The sequence below is a fragment of the Pantoea sp. X-Soil-TKNS-1279 genome (assembly GCF_059730565.1).
Window position 1 is genome coordinate 898,088 of sequence record NZ_AP035948.1, and the last position, 22,487, is coordinate 920,574.

A 22,487-nucleotide genomic window follows, 5' to 3' on the forward strand; every position below is an offset into this window, starting at 1 on the left:
GGAGAATAACAGCATGTCTGGGAATGATCGCGAACCGATTGGGCGCAAAGGAAAACAGCCCAAACCGCCGCGCAACACCGCGCGTCGGGGTCGCCGAAGGGAACTTGATGATGATATCGATCAGGACGATTTTGATGATGACGAGGAGAGTGAGCCAGTGCCACGCAAAGGTAAAGGAAAGCGCCCGCCGCGCGCGAAACGTCGCTGGTTAGGCTGGTTCATCAAGCTATTTTTGGTTTTTGTCGTGGTGATGGCCGCCTGGGGCGTCTATCTCGACTCGGAAATCCGCAGCCGTATTGACGGTAAAGTGTGGCAACTGCCTGCTGCCGTTTATGGTCGCATGGTCAGTCTTGAGCCGGGCATGGCGTATGACAAAAAAGAGATGATTGCGCTGCTGGAAGGCACGCAGTATCGCGAAGTGTCGCGCATTACCCGCCCTGGTGAGTTCAGCGTCAAAGGCAACACCATCGACCTGCTGCGCCGTCCGTTTGATTTCCCGGACAGCAAAGAAGGCCAGATCCGTGCGCGTATGACGTTCAACGGTGACGAACTGAGCGAGATTAAAAACCTCGAAACCGGACGCGATTTTGGCTTCTTCCGCCTCGATCCGCGCCTGATCACCATGTTGCAATCGCCGAACGGCGAGCAACGCTTGTTCGTGCCGCGTGCCGGTTTCCCGGATCTGCTGGTCGATACGTTGATCGCCACCGAAGACCGCCATTTCTACGAGCATGATGGCATCAGCCCTTACTCGATTGGTCGTGCCTTCCTTGCCAACATTACGGCCGGTAAAGCGGTGCAGGGCGGCAGTACCCTGACGCAGCAGTTGGTCAAGAACCTGTTCCTCACCAACGAGCGTTCGCTGTGGCGTAAAGCGCGTGAAGCCTATATGGCGGTGATCATGGATGCGCGCTACAGCAAAGATCGCATTCTGGAGCTGTACCTCAACGAGGTGTACCTCGGTCAGGCGGGTAACGATCAGATCCGTGGCTTCCCGCTGGCGAGTTTGTACTACTTTGGCCGCCCGGTTGATGAGCTGAGCCTCGATCAACAGGCGATGCTGGTGGGGATGGTGAAAGGCGCATCGCTGTACAACCCGTGGCGTAATCCGCAGCTGGCATTGGAACGTCGTAATCTGGTGCTGCGTTTGCTGCAACAGCAGAAGATCATCGATGAAGATCTGTACAACATGCTGTCGGCGCGCCCATTAGGCGTGCAGCCGAAGGGTGGGGTGATTACCCCGCAGCCCGCCTTTATGCAGATGGTGCGTAACGAGTTGCAGGCGAAACTCGGTGATAAAGTGAAAGATCTCTCCGGCGTGAAGATCTTCACCACGCTCGATCCGATTTCGCAGGATGCGGCAGAAAAAGCGGTTGAAGATGGCATTCCGACGCTGAAAAAACAGCGTGGCCTGAAAGATCTGGAAACCGCGATGGTGGTGGTTGACCGCTTCAGCGGTGAAGTGCGGGCGATGGTGGGTGGTTCCGATCCGCAGTTCGCCGGTTACAACCGTGCGTTGCAGGCACGCCGCTCCATCGGTTCGTTGGCTAAACCGGCCACTTACCTGACCGCGTTAAGCCAGCCGAACAGCTACCGTCTGAATAGCTGGATTGCTGATGAACCGATCGCCCTGAAACAACCGAATGGCACGGTGTGGAAGCCGCTCAACGATGATCGTCGCTTCAGTGGCAAAGTGATGCTGGTGGACGCACTGACCAACTCGATGAACGTGCCGACAGTAAACCTGGGTATGACGCTGGGGCTGAACTCGGTGGTCGATACCTGGACCAAGCTCGGCGTGCCGAAAGATCAGCTCCATCCGGTTCCGGCGATGCTGCTGGGTGCGCTTAACCTGACGCCGATTGAAGTGGCGCAGGCGTTCCAGTCCATCGCCAGTGGCGGTAATCGTGCTGAGCTGTCGGCGGTGCGTTCGGTGATTGCCGAAGATGGCACCGTGCTGTACCAGAGCTTCCCACAGGCGCAGCGTGTGGAACCGGCGCAGGCGGCATATCTGACGTTGTACAGCATGCAGCAGGTGGCGGATCACGGTACGGCGCGTGCGCTGGGTGCGCGTTTCCCGAATGCGCATCTGGCGGGTAAAACCGGTACCACGAACGATCTGATCGATAGCTGGTTCGCCGGTATTGACGGCAAAGAAGTGGCGATCACCTGGGTTGGACGCGATAACAACCAGACGACGAAACTGTACGGTGCCAGTGGCGCAATGCAGCTGTATCGCCGCTATCTGGATAACCAGGCACCGATGCCGCTGGTGTTGACGCCGCCGGAAGATATCACTCAGATGAACATCGATTCGGCCGGTAACTTTGTCTGTGGTTCGGGCAGCAGTACCTGGCGCTCACTGCCGGTCTGGACGCTTGATCCTAACTCGCTGTGCCAGCAACAGCAGCAGCAGGTTCAGCAGCAGCAACAGTTGCAACAGCAGCAACAGGAAGAGCAGAAAGACAGCAACGGTGTGGCTGGCTGGATCAAAGAGATGTTTGGCAACAACTAAGTTGCTGAATCTTAAAAAAAGGGTGCTTCGGCACCCTTTTTTATAGATGTGAAAATGAGCGAACGTGCGGCAAACACACCGCTATCAGGCTTTAAATCTTGCGGATCTTGCGCGATATCGCCTAAAATCCAACCTTTCTAATAATCATTCTCGTTTACATTCGCCTGCGTCGATTACTTTTCGAGAGATTCCTGATATGAATGCGCATTTTCCCTCTGTTGATCCGCGCGGAGCGTCTACCAAACGCCCAATCGCGTTACTGATTTCAATAGTACTTGGCACCCTGAGCGCGCAAGCGCTGGCTGAAGATACTGTAGTCGTCACCGCTGATGGTGGTTCTGCGGCACCTCAGGAGAGTGCGTGGGGACCGGCCCCGACCATCGCTGCAAAACGCAGCGCCACGGCCACCAAAACCGACACGCCTATCGAGAAGACCCCGCAGTCGGTTTCGGTGGTCACGCAGGAAGAGATGGCGATGCACAATGTCCAGTCGGTCAAACGTGCTTTCAGTTACACCCCAGGGATCAGCGATAACCGTGGCAGCTCGGATGTGATCGATGCTTTCTCGATTCGCGGCTTTAGTGAAGTCAATACCAACCAGTATCTCGATGGCCTGAAATTGCAGGCTGATAACTACTCTGAGTTCGCTATTGATCCTTACTTCCTTGAGCGCGCTGAATTGCTGCGTGGCCCGGCGTCGGTGCTGTACGGCAAAAGCAACCCCGGTGGTGTGGTGTCATTGGTGACTAAGCGCCCGACCCAGGAGACGCTGCGTGAAGTGCAGTTCCAGATGGGCACCGATAACCGTTTCTCTACCGGTTTTGATTTCGGTGGCGCGCTGGATGACAGTGGCGTCTACAGCTATCGACTGACCGGCCTGGCGCGCAGCCAGGATGCGCAGCAGGAGATGAACAAAGAGAAGCGCTACACTATCGCGCCTTCCTTTAGCTGGCGTCCTGATGCCAATACCCGTTTTGACCTGTTGACCTATTTCCAGAACGAACCGGAAACTGGCTATTACGGCTGGCTGCCGCGTGAAGGTACGGTGGTACCGATCACCCGTGCCGACGGCAGCCAGTTCAAACTGCCGACCAATTTTGATGAAGGCGAACCGAGCAACAAGATTGCGCGCAACACCAAAATGGTGGGTTACAGCTTTGAGCACAGCTTCAACGATACCTGGACGATGCGCCAGAATCTGCGCTATGCCGATCTACGTACCGATTATCGCAGCATCTACGGTAGCGGTTACGATCCCTCGACTGAGATGATTAACCGTGGGTATGCGCGTTCTAATGAGAAGCTCAATCAGTTCGCGGTCGACACACAGGCGCAGGCGAAATTCCTGACTGGTGTTGTGGATCATACCCTGTTGATGGGCGTGGATTATCAGCGTACCCGTAACGATATTGATGCGGTATATGCTGGTGCCGAGCCGATTAGCCCGTTCAATCCACAATACGGCAATGATGCGATGGTGGGGACGCCGTTCCCTTATCAGTACCTGAACCGCCAGGAGCAGACCGGCCTCTACACCCAGGATCAGATGGAGTGGAACCGCTGGGTGCTGACATTGGGTGGTCGCTACGATTACGCCATGACATCAGCGCTGAACCGTAATGGCAACAGTGAAGAGAAAAACCACGATCAGGCGTTTACCTGGCGTGGGGGGCTGAACTACGTATTTGATAACGGTATCGCCCCGTACTTCAGCTATAGCGAATCCTTTATCCCGACACCGGGCACCACCGCAGACGGGCAGCCGTTTGATCCTTCGCGCGCCAAACAGTATGAAGCCGGGGTGAAATACGTACCGAAAGATCGTCCGATTGTTATCACCGCCGCAGTGTATCAGCTGACCAAAAGCAAGAACCTGACTGCCGATCCGAATAACCTCAACTTCAGCGTGCAGAGCGGTGAGATCCGTTCGCGTGGGGTGGAACTGGAAGCCAAGGCGGCTCTGACCGCCAATATCAACCTGACGGCGGGCTATAGCTATACCGATGCGGAATACACCCATGATACCGATTTGCAGGGCAAAACCCCGGTACAGGTGCCGAAACAGACCGCGTCATTGTGGAGTGATTACACTTTCCACGAAACCGCACTTTCTGGTCTGACACTGGGGGCCGGCGTGCGCTATACCGGTGCCAGCAAAGGGCTATACAGCAGCGGTGCTAACGAAAACCAAAACTTCGATGTGAAGGGCTATACCGTGGTTGATGCCGCGGTGAAATATGATCTCGCGCGCTTTGGCCTGCCGGGTTCATCACTGGGTATCAACGTCAACAACCTGTTTGATCGCGAATATGTTGCCAGTTGCTATCGCGAATATGCCTGCTACTGGGGCAGCGATCGCCAGATTGTTGGTACTGCAACCTTCCGTTTCTGATAGAAAAAGGGCGCATTGTGCGCCCGTAACGCCAGGGATTACCATGCAGCATCCGCACCACGAAGAAACCACCTTTACACTGGATAACGTCAGTTTTCGCGTGCCGGGACGCACGCTGCTTCATCCGCTCTCATTGACCTTCACGCCGGGCAAAGTCACGGCTTTGATTGGACATAACGGTTCGGGAAAATCCACGCTGCTGAAAATGCTGGGACGCCATCAGGCGGCAAGTGTTGGTCGCGTGTTACTGAACGGCGAAGCGGTAGATCAGTGGGGCAGCAAGGATTTTGCCCGTCAGGTGGCGTATCTGCCGCAGCAGTTACCGGCGGCAGATGGCATGACGGTGCGCGAGCTGGTGGCGATTGGGCGTTATCCGTGGCACGGGGCGCTGGGGCGTTATGGTCAGGAAGATCGTGACCGTGTAGAAGAAGCGATAGCGCTGGTCGGGCTGAAGCCGTTCGCCGGACGACTGGTGGATAGCCTGTCTGGCGGTGAACGTCAGCGCGCCTGGCTGGCGATGCTGGTAGCGCAAAACAGCCGCTGCCTGCTGTTGGATGAACCCACCTCAGCGCTGGATATTGCCCATCAGGTTGAAGTGCTGGCTTTGATCCAGCGTCTCAGCCAGGAGCGGGGCTTAACGGTGATTGCGGTGCTGCATGATATCAATATGGCGGCGCGTTATTGCGACCGGCTAGTGGCGTTGCGCGGTGGTGAAATGATTGCCGAAGGGGGACCAGAGGTGATCATGCAGGCCGATGTGCTGGGCAGCATTTATGGCATCCCGATGGGGATTCTGCCGCATCCGCAGGGCGGTGCGCCCGTCAGTTTCGTTTACTGAGGCCCGTGATGCTGGATATTTCTCGCCGTCGTTTGCTGGCGGCGCTGGCGTTGTCGCCGCTGATGAAGCTCGCGCCGCTGCACGCGGCGTTGCCGGATACCCAACGCATTCTGGCGCTGGAGTGGTTACCCACGGAGTTGTTGATGGCGCTGGGCGTAGCACCGCTTGGCGTGGCAGACATGGTTAACTATCGGGTGTGGGTGGGGGAGCCGGAACTGCCTGCCTCCACCATCGATCTTGGTCTGCGCACCGAACCCAATCTGGAGTTGATGACCCAGCTTAATCCCTCTTTGATCCTGCATTCCAATGGCTATGGTCCCTCTGCCGAAACCTTGTCACGCATCGCGCCCACTATGGGGTTTGATCTGAACAGCGGCGATGGCAAACCGTTAAGTACCGCCAGAAAATCTTTGCATGAATTGGGCGCGCGCATTGGTCGTGAAGCGCAGGCGGTGCAACATTTGCAGTATGTCGATAGTGTGCTGGCGGCAGCGCGTGAGCGGCTAAAACCCTGGGCGGGACGGCCGATTCTGCTGATGTCATTGCTGGACAGCCTTCATGCCATTACCTTCGGCAAAGGCAGCCTGTTCCTGGAAGTGATGGACAATCTTGGTTTGCAAAGCGCCTGGCAGGGAGAAACCAATTTTTGGGGCAGCGCCGTTATCGGGCTGGAGCGTCTGGCGGCGGTAGGGGATGTGCCGGTGATCTGCTTCGACCACGATAATGAGTTGCAGATGCAGGAAGTGATGCGCACGGCATTATGGCAGGCGCTGCCGTTTATTCGTGCCGGGCATTTTCAGCGGGTGCCTGCCGTCTGGTATTACGGAGCCACTTACTCGGCACTGAAATTTATCCGCGTGCTGGAACACGCGCTGGAGTCGCACTGATGCGCAATCGTCTGTTTTCCGTCGCGCTATTGAGTGCGTTGTTCCTGCTGGCGTTGACCTTAACCCTGATCAATTTTCGCCAGGCCTTGCCGATGGCGGAGTGGGCGCAGGCGTTTGTTGCGCCGGACGTCAACAATATCCAACAGGTGGTGTTTCATCACAGCCTGTTGTCGCGTCTGGCGCTGGCGTTGTTGGTCGGGGCCGGATTGGGGCTGGCGGGTTTGCTGTTTCAGCAGGTGCTGCGCAATCCCCTGGCAGAACCTACCACGCTGGGGGTTTCGTCTGGCGCCCAACTGGGCCTGACGGTCGCAACCTTGTGGCAACTGCCTGGCGGTGCCGTGACGCAGCAGTTCGCTGCGATGGGCGGTGCAGTAGTGGTTGGCATTCTGGTCTTCGGGGTTGCCTGGGGTAAACGGCTTTCGCCAGTGACCTTGATTCTCGCCGGGTTGGTGCTCAGCCTGTACGTTGGTGCGGTGAATCAAATCTTTGCCATCTTTAATCATGACCAGTTGCAGAACATGTTCCTGTGGAGCACGGGCGCGCTCAACCAACTGGATGGACACAACGTTGCGTTACTGTGGCCGCGTCTGCTGCTGGCCTTTGTGCTGGCGCTGGCGTTGCTGCGTCCACTGACCCTGATGGGCCTGGATGATGGTGTCGCGAAAAACCTCGGGCTGGCACTCTCGCTGGCGCGTATAGCGGCGCTGGCGCTGGCGATTTTGCTGAGCGCGCAACTGGTTAATGTCGCCGGTATCATCGGCTTTATTGGTTTGTTTGCCCCTCTGCTGGCGAAGATGCTCGGTGGCCGTCGTTTAATCAGCCGGATGCTGCTGTCCCCGCTGATCGGTGCGCTGCTGCTGTGGCTGGCGGACCAATGCGTGTTGTGGCTGACCAACCATTGGCGCGAAGTCTCTACCGGTACGGCAACGGCACTGATCGGCGTGCCGATTCTACTGTGGCTGTTGCCGCGTCTGCGTACCGGTTCGGTGTCGCCACCCCTTAATCAGGGCGATAAAGTGCCTGCCGAACGTCAGGCCGTATTGCGTTGGTGTCTGTGCGGCGTCGTGGTGCTAGCGCTGCTGGGCCTGGTGGGTGTGGCCTTTGGCCGTGATGCGCACGGCTGGGCGTGGGTCAGCGGCGATATGCTGCATCAATTGCTGCCGTGGCGTGCACCGCGCGTGTTGGCCGCCATAATGGTCGGACTGATGCTTGGCGTGGCCGGGGCGTTGATTCAGCGTTTAACCGGTAACCCGATGGCCAGCCCGGAAGTGTTAGGCATCAGTTCTGGTGCTGCCTGTGGCGTGGTGGTGATGCTGTTTTTCGTGCCCGGCAATGCGGTGGCCTGGCTGTTACCGGCAGGTGCGTTGGGCGCAGCGTTGACGCTGTTGACCATTATGCTGGTCGCCAGCCGTGGCGGCTTTTCGCCGGAACGCATGCTACTGGCGGGCATGGCCCTCAATAGTGCCTTTGTGACCTTGCTGATGCTGCTGATGGCGAGCGGTGATCCGCGTATGGGTGGGTTGCTCAGTTGGATCTCTGGTTCGACCTACAACATCACCCTGCATCAGGCATTACAAAGCGCGGTGTGTGCCGTGGTACTGGTGGCATTGGCCCCGTTGGCGAGCCGCTGGTTAACGCTGCTGCCGCTGGGGAGTGCGACGGCGCGTTCGGCAGGGATGGCGCTGACCACTTCGCGGCTCGCCCTGTTGCTGCTGGCGGCCGCATTAACCGCTACCGCGACCTTAACCATTGGACCGTTAAGTTTTGTCGGGTTGATGGCACCGCATATCGTGCGCATGCTGGGCTTCCGTCGTGCCTTACCACAGGTGTTGATGGCCGGTTTGCTCGGCGCGGTGTTGATGGTGTTTGCTGACTGGTGTGGCCGTATGCTGGCCTTCCCGGATCAAATCCCGGCGGGCCTGATGGCCACTTTCTTTGGCGCGCCATACTTTATCTGGCTGCTGAGGCGGGCGTAGCGGCGCGATTTATCGCGCGGGTTTTCGACAGAGCAAATCAGGGCACCTTGCGGTGCCCTGATGCATTACAGCTGCGCGAAGCAGCGGCGTGCGGCATCGATGGTGCGCTGAATATCTTCCTGGCTGTGCGCCAGTGACATAAAGCCCGCCTCGAAGGCGGAAGGGGCCAGATAGATGCCTTCCTGCAACATCAGATGGAAGAAACGCTTGAAGCGTTCGACATCGCACCTGGTCACGTCCTGATAGCAGGTCACGCTGTCGGCATCGGTGAAGAACAGGCCAAACATGCCACCAACGTGGTTGATTACCAGCGGGATGTTTTCTGCTTGCGCTGCTGCCAGCAAGCCTTCCGCCAGTTGCGTGGTCAGCTCAGTCAGGGTTTGATGGGTGCCGGGCTGGGCAATCTGCGTCAGGCAGGCAAAACCGGCAGCCATCGCAATTGGGTTACCGGACAAGGTTCCTGCCTGGTAGACCGGACCAGTCGGTGCCAGCGCTTCCATGACATCACGGCGCCCACCAAATGCGCCCACTGGCATACCGCCACCGATGATTTTACCCAGGCAGGTCAGATCCGGCGTCACCTCGTAGTACGCTTGCGCGCCACCCAGGGCCACACGGAAACCGGTCATCACCTCATCGATAATCAGCAGCGCGCCAAACTCATCACACAATGCGCGCAGGCCCGGCAGGAAGTCCGGTTGCGGCGGAATGCAGTTCATATTACCCGCTACCGGCTCGACGATGATGCAGGCGATATCTGTCGGATACTGTTCAAACGCGCTGCGCACTGAGGCCAGATCGTTATAGTTACAGGTCAGGGTATGTTTGGCGAAATCTGCCGGAACACCTGGCGAGTTCGGCTGACCGAGGGTCAATGCACCGGAACCGGCTTTGACCAGCAGGCAGTCAGCATGGCCGTGGTAGCAGCCTTCAAATTTGATGATTTTGTCGCGATGGGTAAAACCACGCGCCAGACGAATGGCGCTCATGGTGGCTTCAGTGCCGGAGTTGACCATGCGCACCATGTCCATGCTCGGCACCAGTTCGCAGACCAGCTGCGCCATTTTGACTTCCATCTCGGTCGGTGCACCGAAGCTCAGGCCACGAGAGGCGGCTTCAATCACCGCGTTGCGGATGGTGGCGTTGTTATGGCCGAGTACCATCGGACCCCAGGATCCGACATAATCGATATAGGCTTTGCCGTCGGCATCGTACAGATAAGCGCCATCAGCGTGTTCAATGAACAGCGGCACACCGCCTACACCGGTAAATGCGCGTACCGGGGAGTTCACACCGCCAGGGATCAGGCGTTGCGCTTCGGCAAACAGGTTTTCTGACTTACTCATTCTACGGCTCCTGCTGTGTCTTAAAAAAACTCGCGCCATTCTACGGGAAGATAGGCATGAGGTGAAAGGCAGCCGCGCGCTAAAGGCGTATCATCGCTATACTTTAGGGCATAACAGGCGGCACGCAGTGCGAAGGGCAACACTTGATTGCACTGTGCGGCTGGCAGATAATAGCGTGATTGAGGTCGTTTTCTGACCTGGACGTTTACCCGGAGTAAAAGATGAGTGACGATGTAGCAGCACTGCCTTTGCAATTCACCGATGCAGCAGCGAAAAAAGTGAAGAATCTGATCGCGGATGAAGAAAATCCGGAGCTGAAATTGCGTGTTTACATCACCGGTGGTGGCTGTAGCGGCTTCCAGTACGGTTTTACTTTCGACGATCAAATGAACGACGGCGACATGACCATTGAAAAACAGGGCGTGGCGCTGGTGGTGGATCCGATGAGCCTGCAATATCTGGTGGGTGGGTCGGTTGATTACACCGAAGGGCTGGAAGGCTCACGTTTCATCGTGACCAACCCGAACGCCAAAACCACCTGCGGCTGTGGTTCTTCTTTCAGTATCTGATTGCACTGGCCGCCGTTCTGGCGGCCGGTTACCACTCTACCGTCACTAACTGTGACCCTTCGTTGTGCTCCAATGCGCTGTGCATCACCCGTGGTTGGGCGCTAACCTGGCGACCGCAATCAATCGCGGGTAGGGATTGCGTATTGGGACGTGAGATATCACAGCGAGAGAAAATCGTCAGCGAAACGGCAATAGAGCCGGTGGTGGAGGCCGCACCAATCGGTGCAGCAATCACAAGCCCTATGGCCAGTAGCAAAGCTCTGGTCATGTTGAATTCCTGGTGTAGTCAAAATTGCGCTTTGCGCAAAAAGGGCACAGAGCATACGTGGCTGCCGTGCCTTGTTACTTGATTAACGACAATTTTTGCTGATTCTTTAATCAATTTTGGTGCTGTTTTTCGCCGGATGAAGCGCCGCACAGAGCTGCTGAGCTGCCAGCAACAGGCGTGGTCCAGGTCGACTCAGCCAGTCATCATTAATGGCAATCACCGGAACCGCCAACTGCGGTTGCCAGAACTGCGCGATACTGGCGGCCTGTGCGGTTTTGCCGCCGATCACTATCGCCTGTGGGTGCCGTGCCAGCACCTGTTCGCGGCTGACCTGCGGCCAGCTCACCGTGCTATCGGCAAAGATATTGCGGCCGCCACACAGTTCAATCACTGCATTTTGCAGTGTATTGCGTGAGGCGGTAAACAACGGTTGTTGTCCAAACTGCAAAAAAATGCGGACCGGCTGTTGCTGCTGATATTGCTGGCGCAGCTGCATTTCCTGCGCGCGTAACGCCTGAGCCGCATCTTCTGCCTGTTGTGGATGCGGGCTCCAGCGTCGCAGATCCGCCAATGCATCGATCATCTGATCAAGGGTCTGCGGATCGATCCACTCCACCTTAATGCCCAGCCGTTGCAGTTGTTCGACCTGGCGCTGAGGATTGCCACCGCGCCACGCCAGCACCACATCCGGTTTAAGCTGGACAATCCGCTCGATCCTGATGCCTTGCCAGTTTGCCACTTGCTCCAGCGATGCGGCACTGGCGGGAAAATCTGACCAGGCGCTGACCGCCACTGGCGTGATACCAGCGGCGAACGCCAGCTCGGTCAGGTGCGGTGCTAAGGTGATAACGCGTGGGGTTGCGGCAAGCAGGCTGCTGCAAAACAGCAGCAGCCCGACAAGCCAGATCGATTTAACCACGAGCCAGTTGTGCCAGCAGGTTTTCCACCATCAGAGAGGATTGCTTCGCTGCAACGCTGAGGAACTCATCGAAGCTGAGATGCGATTCCTGGTCGGCGACATCAGAGATGGCGCGCACCACCACAAAAGGCACCTTGAATTGATGGCATACATGACCAATCGCAGTGGCTTCCATTTCGACGGCAATCGCCTGTGGGAAGGTGTGGCGAATGCGCGCCAGCGGCTCGGCACCGTTAATAAAGGCATCACCGCTTACCACCAGGCCACGCACTGCGTTGAGATCCAGTTGCTTGATCACCTGCTCAGCGGCGGCAATCAGTTTATCATCGGCAATGAACGCCGCCGGGCAACCGGCCATCTGGCCCGGTTCGTAACCGAATGCGGTGACATCTGCATCGTGGTAACGCACTTCGTCGGATACTACGATATCGCCGACTTTCAGCGTTGGTGCCAGACCGCCAGCAGAACCGGTGTTGATGACGACATCCGGCTTGCACAGTTCCAGCAGTAACGTTGTACCCAGTGCTGCTGCGGTTTTACCAATGCCCGATTTCAGCAGGGCAACCTCAACGCCATTCAGCGTGCCAGTGTAAATTTCGCACCCGGCCAGCGTCAGCGTCTGACGGTTTTCAATTTTGTCACGCAGCAGGGTAACTTCCTGCTCCATCGCGCCAATAATGCCTGCTTTCATAAAAGAGTCTCGCTAATGTTGTGGATGTAAACCGCAAAAGTGAGGCATAGTCTATCATGGCTGTCAGAGGAAGAATTCACGAAAAAATAAGGGGTAATTATGGCGACGATCAATTTCAGGAAGAAGATCAGCTTCACCCGCCCCTATACCAGCCGTAAAGATCCCGAAGGGGAATACTTTATTACCCGCCATTTTGAAAGCGATCGTGGGCGTATCATTAATTCGGCCGCGATTCGTCGTCTGCAACAAAAAACCCAGGTCTTTCCGCTGGAGCGGAATGCCGCGGTGCGTTCGCGTCTGACCCATTCTCTCGAAGTGCAACAAACCGGACGTTATATCGCGAAAGAAGTGCTGCAAACCCTGAAAACCCAGGGGGGAGGGCTGGCGAAATATGGTCTTGATGAGCTGGAGGGTGCCTTTGAAAGCCTGATTGAGATGGCCTGTCTGCTGCATGATGTTGGCAATCCGCCCTTTGGTCACTTCGGTGAGGCCGCTATCAATGACTGGTTTGATGATAATTTACCGGCTGAATTGGTGGATCCGCTGGTGGCTGGGGTAGAAAACGAGGTGCAGCGGGCCGATTTTGACCGGTTAAATGCAATGATTCGTCAGGATTTGTGCCACTTCGAAGGCAATGCGCAGGCGATTCGCATGGTCCATACCTTGCTACAACTGAACCTCAGTTATGCTCAGGTGGCCTGTATTTTAAAATATACCGCCCCCGCCTGGTGGCAAGGCGATAAACCGGCTGAGTTCAGCGTATTAATGAAAAAGCCGGGTTTTTATTTATCCGAAAGGGAATATGTCGCCGATCTTCGTGCGGCTACCGATATTCCTGAACATCATCGCTATCCGCTTACCTGGATAATGGAAGCCGCTGACGATATTTCTTATTGCATTGCCGATCTCGATGATGCGGTAGAAAAAGACATCTTTAATGTCGACACGCTGTACGATTATTTGCTCAAAGCCTGGGGGCCGGTAAAACCTGGTGATGCATTCAGCCGCACCATTGGTGAAGCGTGGAAAGAAGCCTGCCAGAAGAAATGGCGCACCAAAGGCGACCAGTTTTTTATGGCGCTACGTGTTAACGTGCAAAACGTGTTAGTCAGTCATGCTGTACGGCGCTTTATCGATAACTTACCGGCTATTTTTACAGGGAATTTTAATCATGCTCTGCTGGAGGATGATGGAGAGGAAGGGCGTCTGTTGATGTTATTTAAAACAGTTGCGCGCCAGCAGGTGTTTAATCATCCCGAAGTCGAACAACTGGAATTGCAAGGCTATCGTGTCATTAAAGGGTTACTGGAAATTTATCAGTCATTAATGTTGCTCGATTATGAGCAGTTTACCACCCTGATGAATGATGATTTCTTAGCCAAACATCCGATTGAGACCCGTCTGTTTCATAAACTATCCGGGAAACATCGCAAAGCTTATCAGCAAAAAATGCGAACCTTAATTGTGGCGCATAAATATGAACGCCTGCTGTGGGAACGCTATTATCGTTCACGCCTGATTCAGGACTATATCAGCGGAATGACGGACCTTTATGCCTGGGATGAGTACCGCCGTTTGATGGCGGTAGAATAAGAGAAGTTTTGTAAAGACGAAGAATAATTTTTTACTTTTACCAAAAACTTTATCAGGAACTTCGCGCTTACAATTTAATCTCATCATCACGACCACAGCAATGGTCCGGACGTAAATCTTATATGAGACACAGATGAATGAAAAAAAGCACATTAATGTTAAGTGCACTGGCACTTAGTCTTGGCATGGCGTTAAGCCCTGTCAGTGTTTTCGCGGCGGAGACAGCTTCTTCCTCCAGCCAACAGCTGCCCAGCCTGGCACCGATGCTGGAAAAAGTGATGCCTTCCGTGGTGAGTATCAGCGTGGAAGGGAGCACCACGGTGAAGACCCCACGTATGTCACAGCAATTCCAGCAGTTCTTTGGTGATAACTCACCGTTCTGCCAGGACGGTTCGCCGTTCCAAAGCTCACCGATGTGCCAGGGGGGTGGCGGTGATAACAGCGGCGGCGGTGATAACACTCAGCAGGAGAAATTCCGCGCGTTGGGTTCAGGCGTGGTGATCAATGCTGATAAAGGCTACGTGGTGACTAACAACCATGTGGTTGAAAATGCGACAAAAATCCAGGTGCAGTTGAGTGATGGCCGCCGTTATGATGCGAAAGTCATTGGTAAAGATCCGCAGTCGGATATTGCGCTGATCCAGCTGAAAGATGCGAAAAACCTGACGGCGATTAAGATTGCCGATTCAGATAACCTGCGCGTGGGCGATTACACCGTAGCGATCGGTAACCCCTATGGTCTGGGCGAAACCGTTACTTCGGGTATCGTTTCAGCACTGGGTCGCAGCGGCCTGAACGTTGAGAACTATGAAAACTTTATCCAGACCGATGCTGCGATCAACCGTGGTAACTCGGGTGGTGCGTTGGTGAACCTTAACGGTGAACTGATTGGTATCAACACCGCGATCCTGGCTCCGGACGGCGGTAACATCGGTATTGGTTTTGCCATCCCGAGTAATATGGTGAAAAACCTCAGTGCGCAGATGGTCGAGTATGGCCAGGTGAAACGCGGTGAGCTGGGGATAATGGGTACCGAGCTGAACTCCGAGCTGGCGAAAGCGATGAAAGTCGATGCGCAGCGTGGTGCCTTTGTAAGCCAGGTTCTGCCGAATTCCGCTGCCGCGAAAGCGGGCATTAAAGCTGGTGATGTGGTGGTGTCGATGAATGGCAAACCGCTGACCAGCTTCTCAGCACTGCGTGCTGAAGTCGGTTCACTGCCGGTTGGCACCAAGCTGCAACTCGGTCTGCTGCGTGACGGCAAACCAGTAAGCGTCACTGTGGAGTTGCAGCAGAGCACTCAGGATAAAGTACAGTCCGCTACGATCTATACCGGCATTGAAGGTGCAGATCTGAGTAATGTCGACAGCAACGGCCAGAAAGGCGTGCGAGTTGATAGCGTGAAACCGGGCAGTGCCGCGGCGCGCATCGGCCTGAAAAAAGGCGATGTGATTCTCGGTGTGAACCAGCAGTCGGTGGCGAATCTGGGCGAACTGCGCAAGATCCTCGACACCAAACCTTCGGTACTGGCGTTGAATGTCCAGCGCGGCGACAACAGCCTGTACCTGCTGATGCAGTAATCTCTTGTAGCTAAGCAAAGGCGGACTTCGGTCCGCCTTTTTTATGCAGAAAACGTAACGACGCGATTTAACGCGCGGTTTGCTCCTGGTGCCAAAATTCGCACGATAAATCGTGCCGCCACAAGCATCACAGATGTGACCTCCCCCGCAATTCCCGCAATCTCTATCCGGCTATGTGCAGTTGCACAATGCCAGCCGTTAAGCGGGCGCGTATTCTGTCGGCAGTTCCTTTTATCTGGAGTGATTAATGGCCACCTATCATCTTGATGCGCGACTGGCTCAGGACATTGTTGCCCGCACCATGAAAATTATTGACAGCAATGTCAACGTGATGGATGCCCGTGGCCGCATCATTGGCAGTGGCGACCGCGAGCGTATTGGCGAATTGCACGAAGGTGCGCTGCTGGTACTGTCGCAGGGTAGGGTTGTAGACATCGATGAAGCGGTGGCTAAGCATCTGCATGGTGTACGCCCGGGGATTAACTTGCCGCTGCGTATTGATGGTGAAATCGTAGGTGTGATCGGTCTGACCGGGCAACCCGTAGCGTTACGGCATTACGGTGAACTGGTTTGCATGACGGCAGAGATGATGCTGGAACAGGCACGGCTGCTGCATATGCTGGCCCAGGATAGCCGCCTGCGCGAGGAGTTGGTTCTCAACCTGGTACGCAGCGAAACCCTGTCACCGGCGTTGAGCGAATGGGCGCAACGGCTGGGTATCGATCTTAATCAACCGCGTGTGGTTGCGGTGGTCGAGGTGGACAGCGGGCAACTTGGTGTCGATAGCGCCATGTCGGAATTGCAGCAACTGCAAACGCTGCTGACCACCCCCGAGCGCGATAACCTGATTGCCATTGTCTCGCTCACCGAAATGGTGGTATTGAAACCGGCATTGAATGCGCACGGTCGCTATGATCAGGACGATCATCGGCGTCGGGTTGAGCAGTTATTACAACGTATGAAAGAGAGCGGGCATCTGCGCATGCGTATTGCGCTGGGGAACTATTTTACCGGTCCCGGCAGCATCGCACGTTCCTATCGTACCGCCCGTACCACCATGATGGTCGGTAAACAGCGTATGCCGGAACAACGCAGCTATTTCTATCAGGATTTGGTGTTGCCGGTACTGCTAGATAGCTTACGCGGTGGCTGGCAGGCCAATGAGCTGGCTCGACCGCTGGCGAAACTGAAAAATATGGATAGCAATGGTTTGCTGCGGCGTACCTTAATCGCCTGGTTCAGCCATAACGTACAACCCAGCGCTACGGCGCGTGCACTGTTTATCCATCGTAATACGCTGGAATATCGTCTGAATCGTATCTCGGAACTTACTGGGTTGAATCTCGGCAACTTTGACGATCGCCTGTTATTGTACGTGGCATTGCAACTTGATGAGCAGGGCGGATGAAACGGGCTGGGATACTGGCGTTCGCGCTATGGCTATGTAGCGGTTTTAGCCAGGCGACTGAGCTGGCTTTTCTCTCGCTGAGTGATTTACAGCAGGTTAAGCAACAACTGGCGCAGCACCGGGCTGCGTCGACAACGCTGGCGGCGTGGCAACAATTACAGCGGGAAGCGCAACAGGCGTTGAAGCATCCTGATCCCAGCGTCATCGATAAAGGGCTGTTACCGCCGGGTGGTTCGAAGCATGACTATCTCAGTCTGAGCGCCTATTGGTGGCCAGACGCGTCGCAACCCGCTGGCCTGCCGTGGCTGCGACGCGACGGTGTGGTGAATCCGGCCAGCAAAAATGATCAGAGCGATGGTGTCCGGTTGGCACGCTTTAGCGCTGATGTGCAGGCACTGACGCTTGCCTGGTACTTCTCTGGTGAGCAGCGTTATGCCGATAAAGCACAGTCGCTGGTGCGCCACTGGTTTATCGATCCTGCCAGTCGAATGAATCCCAACCTTAACTTTGCGCAGGGTGTCCCTGGGATAGCGGATGGACGTCATACCGGGGTGCTCGACGGGCGCTATTTTGCGACCCGAGTAGTGGATGCCTTGCAGTTACTGAGAACCTCTCCAGGTTGGCAAGCGGCCGATCAGCAGGGGGTAGAACGCTGGTTTCGCGACTATCTGCATTGGTTACAGCATAGCCCGCTCGCACAACAGGAAGCGGCAGCGTCCAATAATCACGGTAGCTGGTACTGTACCCAACTGGCGGGCATCGCCTGGTATCTTGGGGATGATGCTGCGGTGCGGGCGATGGTGACTCTGGCGCGTGGTAAAATTGATCAACAGATCCGGGCCGATGGCAGCCAACCCTATGAACTGGCGCGCACCCGATCTTTTCATTACAGCTATTTTAATTTGCAGGCGCTGACCGCCCTCGCGCAGCTGGCACAAAAAAGTGGCAACGGTGATCTCTGGCATTATCAGAACGCACAGGGCGGATCGTTACTCGCCGCGTTGGCGGCGCTCGCCCCTTACAGCGATCCGGTTAAACCCTGGCCGTGGAAAAACCGCGATCGTGTCAGCCAGAGGATCATTCCTTTGTTGTCGTTGGCGGATAACAGCCTGCACCAAACGCGCTGGGAATCCGCCATCGCCCGCACTGACTGGACCGCCTTTAGCGGTTCAGCGCGCGGGGCTGTAGAGCAGGCGCAGCGTGATACCTGGTTGATTTCGTTGCCTTATGGGCAGAAAAAAGGCCAGCAATAGCTGGCCTGAGAAAAGCGCGAGGCGAAATTAACGACCGTTGCGAGTCAGTTTATCGAGGTCGGATTCAATCTCAGCGATCTTATTAGACACCACGTTTTCCAGATGACGCAGATCGGCCAGGATTTTGCGTTTCAGATCGACTTCAACCTGATCACGCTGGCAAATCTGATCCAGCTCATCAATCACATAACGCAGGTTAGGGCTGATTTCCTGAACTTCTTTGTAACCCTGGCTGCTGTGGTCAGCCACTACGGTTTTGCGCTGACGCGGGTATTTGAACTTCACGCTTTTCGCGAAGAACTCGCCTTTATCTTTGCGGAAATAGATTTTCAGGATGTCGTTATTGGCTTCCTGACGCAGGCTGTAACGGTCAATGTCTTCAGGGGTGCTGATACCTAAGCTTTTCAGGTTGTCGTACATAGCTTTATATTCCATCAAAAGTGGGGGGAGCGCGCAGGACTATCATCATTCGGGATGCGGCTAAAACGCAGCAACCAGCTTAATCAACTGTAGACAAAAATCGGGATGAATATCGCGCGGTCTGAGTTAACTGGCGCGGATTATGACCTGTTTGAAAAATAAACGCACTTGTTAATTCGCGGTGAGAAACAGGTTGTTTGGTAGGCAGTGTAAAGAAAAAATTACGGGCCTGATTACAGACCCGTCGGATTAGTTAATTTAAGGCAAATTCGCCTTAGTCGATGGTGCGCAGCAGTTCATTGATACCGACTTTGCCACGGGTTTTCGCATCAACTTTCTTCACGATGACCGCGCAGTACAGGCTGTAGCTGCCATCTTTAGAAGGCAGGTTGCCTGAAACTACGACTGAGCCAGCCGGTACGCGACCGTAATGCACTTCGCCAGTTTCGCGGTCATAGATTTTGGTGCTCTGGCCGATGTAGACGCCCATTGAAATCACGGAACCTTCTTCCACGATTACGCCTTCAACGATTTCTGAACGCGCACCGATAAAGCAGTTGTCTTCGATGATGGTCGGGTTAGCCTGGAGCGGCTCCAGAACACCGCCGATGCCGACGCCGCCAGACAGGTGAACGTTTTTACCGATCTGCGCGCAGGAACCTACGGTTGCCCAGGTATCAACCATTGAACCTTCGTCAACGTAAGCACCGATGTTCACGTAAGAAGGCATCAGCACGGTATTACGGGCGATAAATGCGCCCTGACGCACCGCCGCCGGAGGAACAACGCGGAAACCTTCTTTCTTGAAGCGCGCTTCGTCCCAGTTGGCGAATTTCATCGGGACTTTGTCGTAGAAACGGGTTTCTGCGCCTTCCATCACCTGGTTGTCATTGATGCGGAACGACAGCAGAACTGCTTTCTTCAGCCACTGATGCGTTACCCACTCACCGTTGATCTTTTCCGATACGCGCAGTTCACCGCTGTCCAGCAGACCGATGACCTGGTTGATGGCTTCACGAGTGACGCTGTCCACGCTGGTTGGCGTGATATCGGCGCGGCGCTCAAAGGCAGATTCAATAACGCTCTGTAACTGTTGCATGATGATTTCCTGAGTCTGTCATACGGGTGCCAGCGTCACGCTGGCACAGAAAAAAGGATGATAAATCGATTGCGGTCACACTTTATCGTTTGGATTAAGGGCCTCTGTCAACCGTTGTTGCAATACATTGCGCATTTCGGCATCAAGTGCGCGGCGCTCGCTGTTCGCGAGGATGAAAAGATCCTCAACCCGTTCGCCAATTGTACTGATACGTGCGCCATGAAGCGAGACACCTAAATCTGCAAAAACTTCGCCAACGCGCGCCAGCAGACCTGGCTGATCGAGGGCGATCAATTCCAGATAGCTGCGGCGATCGGTATGCGTGGGCAGGAAGTTGACTTCGGTTTCCACGCTGAAGTGCTTCAGTCGCGATGACTGACGGCGCACGCGCGGCGGCACCCATTGTGTTTGGGTGATCGCCTGCTCCAGCGCCTGAATGATCATCGGGTGACGATCGGATGCCAGCGGGCTGCCATCCGGCTCCAGCACAATAAAGGTATCCATTGCCATACCGTCACGGCTGGTAAAGATCTGCGCGTCATGCACGCTGAGATTGCGGCGATCGAGTTCACCCGCCACAGCAGCAAACAGATATGGACGATCGGGACTCCAGATAAAAATCTCAGTTCCGCCGCGTGTTGCCTGCGGGCTGACCAGCACCAGCGGTTTGCTCAAATCGTGGTTGATCAGATGTCGCGCATGCCATGCCAGCTGATTGGGGGTGTGGCGCAGGAAATAATCGGAACGGCAGCGGCTCCAGATATGTTGCAGTCGCTCTTCGTCGAGGTTCTCCATTCGCAGCAGCGCCAGCGCCTGCAAGCGATGATGACGGACACGCTCGCGCAGGTCCGGGCTGTTTTCCATGCCGCGACGCAGCTGTTTTTCCGTGGCGAAGAACAGTTCGCGCAGCAGGCTCTGCTTCCAGCTGTTCCACAAGCTTTCGTTGGTGGCGCAGATGTCCGATACCGTTAAGCACACCAGGTAGCGCAGGCGGTTTTCGTTCTGCATTACCTCTGCGAATTGCTGAATGACGGTAGGATCCTGAATATCGCGGCGCTGGGCGGTGACCGACATCAGCAGGTGATGACGCACTAACCAGGCAACCAACTGCGTTTCCCTTGAGTTCAGGCCATGTAATTCAGCGAAATCGAGGGCATCCTGCGCACCCAAAATCGAGTGATCGCCGCCACGCCCTTTGGCGATGTCATGCAACAGCGCCGCCATCAGCAGCAGTTCCGGCTGCGGCAGACGCGGCCAGAGTTCTACGCACAGCGGGTGCATCGGGCGTGTCGCTTCGTCAGCAAAGCTCTCCAGTTTCTGCAACACGCGGATGGTATGTTCATCCACAGTGTAGGCATGGAACAGGTCAAACTGCATCTGACCGACGATATTGCCCCACAGCGGCGTATAAGCCCAAAGCACGCTGTGACGATGCATCGGCACTAACGCACGGCTCACCGCGCCGGGATGGCGCAGAATCGCCATGAAGGTCTGACGCGCCTCGGCGATCTGGCACAATGGTTGTTTGAGATGGCGGCGGGCGAAACGTAACTGACGTAAGGTGGTGGAGTAAATGCCTTTGATGTTTTCGTTGCGTACCATCACGTAAAACATACGCATAATTGCCTGAGGCTCACGTTCAAATAACGTGGGATCACGCAGGTCGATCAACTCGCCACGCAGCTGGAAGTCGTCATCGATGTTACGCGGCTTTTCGGTGGCGGAAAGGCCGAGGATCGCCTCATCAAACAGTTGCAGCAGCATCTGATTTAACTCGCCAATGCGGCGCGTGACCCGGTAAAAATCTTTCATCATGCGCTCAACCGGTTCGTTACCTTCGCCGAGATAGTTGAGACGCTGCGCCACATTCAGCTGGCGATCAAACAGCAGGCGGTTATCGTAACGCGTCAGCGTCAGATGCAACGCGAAGCGGATGCGCCAGAGAAACTCCTGACATTCATTAAGTTCATTACGCTCGGCTTCAGTGAGAAAGCCGAAGCCAACCATCTCATCAAGGGTGGTGGCACCAAAGTGGCGGCGTGCCACCCATTGCAGCGTATGAATATCCCGCAGACCGCCGGGGCTGCTTTTGATATCCGGCTCGAGGTTATAGCTGGTGCCGTGGTAGCGTTTATGGCGCTCTTGCTGCTCTTCAATTTTGGCGGCGAAGAAGCGTGACGAAGGCCAGAAACCATCGCTAAAGATGTTTTTTTGCAGCTCAAGAAATAATGCGACGTCGCCGGTCAGCATGCGCGATTCAATCAGGTTGGTGGCGACGGTCAAATCCGACAGCCCCTCCAGCAGACACTCCTCGAGTGTACGCACGCTGTGGCCGACTTCGAGCTTGAGATCCCACATCAGCGTGAGCAACTCACTGGTGCGTTGTGCGGCATGCTCGTCCAGCGGGCGGCGGCTCAGGATCAGCACATCAATGTCCGACAGCGGATGCAGCTCGCCACGGCCATACCCGCCCACCGCCAGCAGAGCGATCTCTTTCATCTGATCAAAGCCAAAGAAGCGCCATAAGCGGCGCAGCAGCCGATCAATAAACAGGGTACGCGCATCAATCAGGGATTCGACATCGGTACCGGCATCAAACGCCGTCCCCATATGCTGCTGAAATTGTTCGAGATAGAGTTTGAGTTTCTCGCGGGTTAGGGCTTCATCAGGCCAGTCGGCTGGGGAATCGGTCAGGCCTTTGTGTACTGCTTCGGTCACGCTACCACTCATCGACAT

The 22,487-nt window shown here is 55.5% G+C and carries 17 protein-coding genes; 10 read left to right on the top strand and 7 right to left on the bottom strand.

The annotated features are described in order from the left end of the window. The first annotated feature begins 13 nt into the window (after positions 1 to 13). The 5 genes from mrcB to fhuB all read left to right on the top strand — a co-directional run bounded on the left by mrcB (position 14) and on the right by fhuB (position 8,608). Positions 14 to 2,515 carry a bifunctional glycosyl transferase/transpeptidase gene (gene mrcB, locus AC6I8N_RS04035; protein ID WP_497830098.1) on the top strand — a complete coding sequence of 834 codons (2,502 nt, stop codon included), beginning with the start codon at positions 14 to 16 and terminating at the stop codon, positions 2,513 to 2,515. A gap of 196 nt (positions 2,516 to 2,711) precedes the next feature. Beyond that, positions 2,712 to 4,907, top strand: coding sequence for a ferrichrome porin FhuA (gene fhuA, locus AC6I8N_RS04040; RefSeq protein ID WP_497830099.1), 2,196 nt, complete (start codon positions 2,712 to 2,714; stop codon positions 4,905 to 4,907). 43 nt (positions 4,908 to 4,950) lie between these two features. Next, complete coding sequence (gene fhuC / locus AC6I8N_RS04045) at positions 4,951 to 5,745, top strand: Fe3+-hydroxamate ABC transporter ATP-binding protein FhuC (protein WP_497830100.1); 795 nt, start codon at positions 4,951 to 4,953, stop codon at positions 5,743 to 5,745. Positions 5,746 to 5,753: 8 nt separating this feature from the next. After that, entirely contained in the window at positions 5,754 to 6,632 is an 879-nt protein-coding gene (gene fhuD, locus AC6I8N_RS04050) for a Fe(3+)-hydroxamate ABC transporter substrate-binding protein FhuD (protein ID WP_497830101.1), read from the top strand. Next, a complete protein-coding gene (gene fhuB / locus AC6I8N_RS04055; protein WP_497830102.1) occupies positions 6,632 to 8,608 on the top strand; it encodes a Fe(3+)-hydroxamate ABC transporter permease FhuB in 1,977 nt (658 codons plus the stop codon). The genes fhuD and fhuB overlap by 1 nt, the downstream gene beginning before the upstream one ends. 65 nt (positions 8,609 to 8,673) lie before the next feature. Here the strand turns inward: fhuB and hemL are convergent, their stop codons facing one another. Next, entirely contained in the window at positions 8,674 to 9,954 is a 1,281-nt protein-coding gene (hemL, locus tag AC6I8N_RS04060; protein ID WP_497830103.1) for a glutamate-1-semialdehyde 2,1-aminomutase, read from the bottom strand. 221 nt (positions 9,955 to 10,175) lie between these two features. On the opposite strand from hemL, the gene erpA reads away from it, so the two are divergent. Further along, positions 10,176 to 10,523: an iron-sulfur cluster insertion protein ErpA gene (gene erpA, locus AC6I8N_RS04065; RefSeq protein ID WP_013507930.1), complete on the top strand. Its 348-nt coding sequence runs from the start codon at positions 10,176 to 10,178 to the stop codon at positions 10,521 to 10,523. Positions 10,524 to 10,551: 28 nt separating this feature from the next. Here the strand turns inward: erpA and AC6I8N_RS04070 are convergent, their stop codons facing one another. The 3 genes from AC6I8N_RS04070 to mtnN form a co-directional block, all read right to left on the bottom strand. Continuing rightward, positions 10,552 to 10,791 carry a hypothetical protein gene (locus AC6I8N_RS04070; protein ID WP_208724832.1) on the bottom strand — a complete coding sequence of 80 codons (240 nt, stop codon included), beginning with the start codon at positions 10,789 to 10,791 and terminating at the stop codon, positions 10,552 to 10,554. Between the two features lie 106 nt (positions 10,792 to 10,897). Continuing rightward, a complete protein-coding gene (btuF, locus tag AC6I8N_RS04075) occupies positions 10,898 to 11,710 on the bottom strand; it encodes a vitamin B12 ABC transporter substrate-binding protein BtuF (protein ID WP_497830104.1) in 813 nt (270 codons plus the stop codon). After that, complete coding sequence (gene mtnN / locus AC6I8N_RS04080) at positions 11,703 to 12,401, bottom strand: 5'-methylthioadenosine/S-adenosylhomocysteine nucleosidase (protein ID WP_021184675.1); 699 nt, start codon at positions 12,399 to 12,401, stop codon at positions 11,703 to 11,705. Before mtnN ends, btuF begins: the two co-directional genes overlap by 8 nt. A 99-nt stretch (positions 12,402 to 12,500) precedes the next feature. Between mtnN and dgt the strand changes: the two genes are divergently transcribed. From dgt to AC6I8N_RS04100, 4 genes are all read left to right on the top strand, one after another. Next, on the top strand, positions 12,501 to 13,994 hold the full coding sequence (gene dgt / locus AC6I8N_RS04085) for a dGTPase (protein WP_021184674.1): 1,494 nt from the start codon (positions 12,501 to 12,503) through the stop codon (positions 13,992 to 13,994). 137 nt (positions 13,995 to 14,131) lie between these two features. Then, positions 14,132 to 15,571 (top strand): serine endoprotease DegP, encoded by a 1,440-nt coding sequence (degP, locus tag AC6I8N_RS04090; protein WP_036626616.1) that lies wholly within the window; start codon positions 14,132 to 14,134, stop codon positions 15,569 to 15,571. A gap of 247 nt (positions 15,572 to 15,818) precedes the next feature. Further along, positions 15,819 to 16,979, top strand: a complete 1,161-nt coding sequence (locus AC6I8N_RS04095) for a CdaR family transcriptional regulator (protein WP_208724836.1) — start codon at positions 15,819 to 15,821, stop codon at positions 16,977 to 16,979. Further along, on the top strand, positions 16,976 to 18,232 hold the full coding sequence (locus tag AC6I8N_RS04100) for an alginate lyase family protein (protein ID WP_497830105.1): 1,257 nt from the start codon (positions 16,976 to 16,978) through the stop codon (positions 18,230 to 18,232). Before AC6I8N_RS04095 ends, AC6I8N_RS04100 begins: the two co-directional genes overlap by 4 nt. A 27-nt stretch (positions 18,233 to 18,259) precedes the next feature. Here AC6I8N_RS04100 and AC6I8N_RS04105 read toward each other — a convergent pair whose 3' ends face one another. The 3 genes from AC6I8N_RS04105 to glnD all read right to left on the bottom strand — a co-directional run bounded on the left by AC6I8N_RS04105 (position 18,260) and on the right by glnD (position 22,481). Further along, positions 18,260 to 18,652, bottom strand: coding sequence for a DUF3461 family protein (locus AC6I8N_RS04105; protein ID WP_021184671.1), 393 nt, complete (start codon positions 18,650 to 18,652; stop codon positions 18,260 to 18,262). Between the two features lie 274 nt (positions 18,653 to 18,926). Beyond that, positions 18,927 to 19,751 carry a 2,3,4,5-tetrahydropyridine-2,6-dicarboxylate N-succinyltransferase gene (gene dapD / locus AC6I8N_RS04110; protein WP_013507939.1) on the bottom strand — a complete coding sequence of 275 codons (825 nt, stop codon included), beginning with the start codon at positions 19,749 to 19,751 and terminating at the stop codon, positions 18,927 to 18,929. Positions 19,752 to 19,826: 75 nt separating this feature from the next. After that, entirely contained in the window at positions 19,827 to 22,481 is a 2,655-nt protein-coding gene (gene glnD / locus AC6I8N_RS04115) for a bifunctional uridylyltransferase/uridylyl-removing protein GlnD (protein ID WP_497830662.1), read from the bottom strand. Between the last annotated feature and the right edge of the window lie 6 nt (positions 22,482 to 22,487).

Coding starts and splice junctions, on each gene's coding strand:
- mrcB (WP_497830098.1), top strand. CDS start 14: ATGTCTGGGAATGATCGCGAACCGATTGGGCGCAAAGGAAAACAGCCC.
- fhuA (WP_497830099.1), top strand. CDS start 2,712: ATGAATGCGCATTTTCCCTCTGTTGATCCGCGCGGAGCGTCTACCAAA.
- fhuC (WP_497830100.1), top strand. CDS start 4,951: ATGCAGCATCCGCACCACGAAGAAACCACCTTTACACTGGATAACGTC.
- fhuD (WP_497830101.1), top strand. CDS start 5,754: ATGCTGGATATTTCTCGCCGTCGTTTGCTGGCGGCGCTGGCGTTGTCG.
- fhuB (WP_497830102.1), top strand. CDS start 6,632: ATGCGCAATCGTCTGTTTTCCGTCGCGCTATTGAGTGCGTTGTTCCTG.
- hemL (WP_497830103.1), bottom strand. CDS start 9,954: ATGAGTAAGTCAGAAAACCTGTTTGCCGAAGCGCAACGCCTGATCCCT.
- erpA (WP_013507930.1), top strand. CDS start 10,176: ATGAGTGACGATGTAGCAGCACTGCCTTTGCAATTCACCGATGCAGCA.
- AC6I8N_RS04070 (WP_208724832.1), bottom strand. CDS start 10,791: ATGACCAGAGCTTTGCTACTGGCCATAGGGCTTGTGATTGCTGCACCG.
- mtnN (WP_021184675.1), bottom strand. CDS start 12,401: ATGAAAGCAGGCATTATTGGCGCGATGGAGCAGGAAGTTACCCTGCTG.
- dgt (WP_021184674.1), top strand. CDS start 12,501: ATGGCGACGATCAATTTCAGGAAGAAGATCAGCTTCACCCGCCCCTAT.
- degP (WP_036626616.1), top strand. CDS start 14,132: ATGAAAAAAAGCACATTAATGTTAAGTGCACTGGCACTTAGTCTTGGC.
- AC6I8N_RS04095 (WP_208724836.1), top strand. CDS start 15,819: ATGGCCACCTATCATCTTGATGCGCGACTGGCTCAGGACATTGTTGCC.
- AC6I8N_RS04100 (WP_497830105.1), top strand. CDS start 16,976: ATGAAACGGGCTGGGATACTGGCGTTCGCGCTATGGCTATGTAGCGGT.
- AC6I8N_RS04105 (WP_021184671.1), bottom strand. CDS start 18,652: ATGTACGACAACCTGAAAAGCTTAGGTATCAGCACCCCTGAAGACATT.
- dapD (WP_013507939.1), bottom strand. CDS start 19,751: ATGCAACAGTTACAGAGCGTTATTGAATCTGCCTTTGAGCGCCGCGCC.
- glnD (WP_497830662.1), bottom strand. CDS start 22,481: ATGAGTGGTAGCGTGACCGAAGCAGTACACAAAGGCCTGACCGATTCC.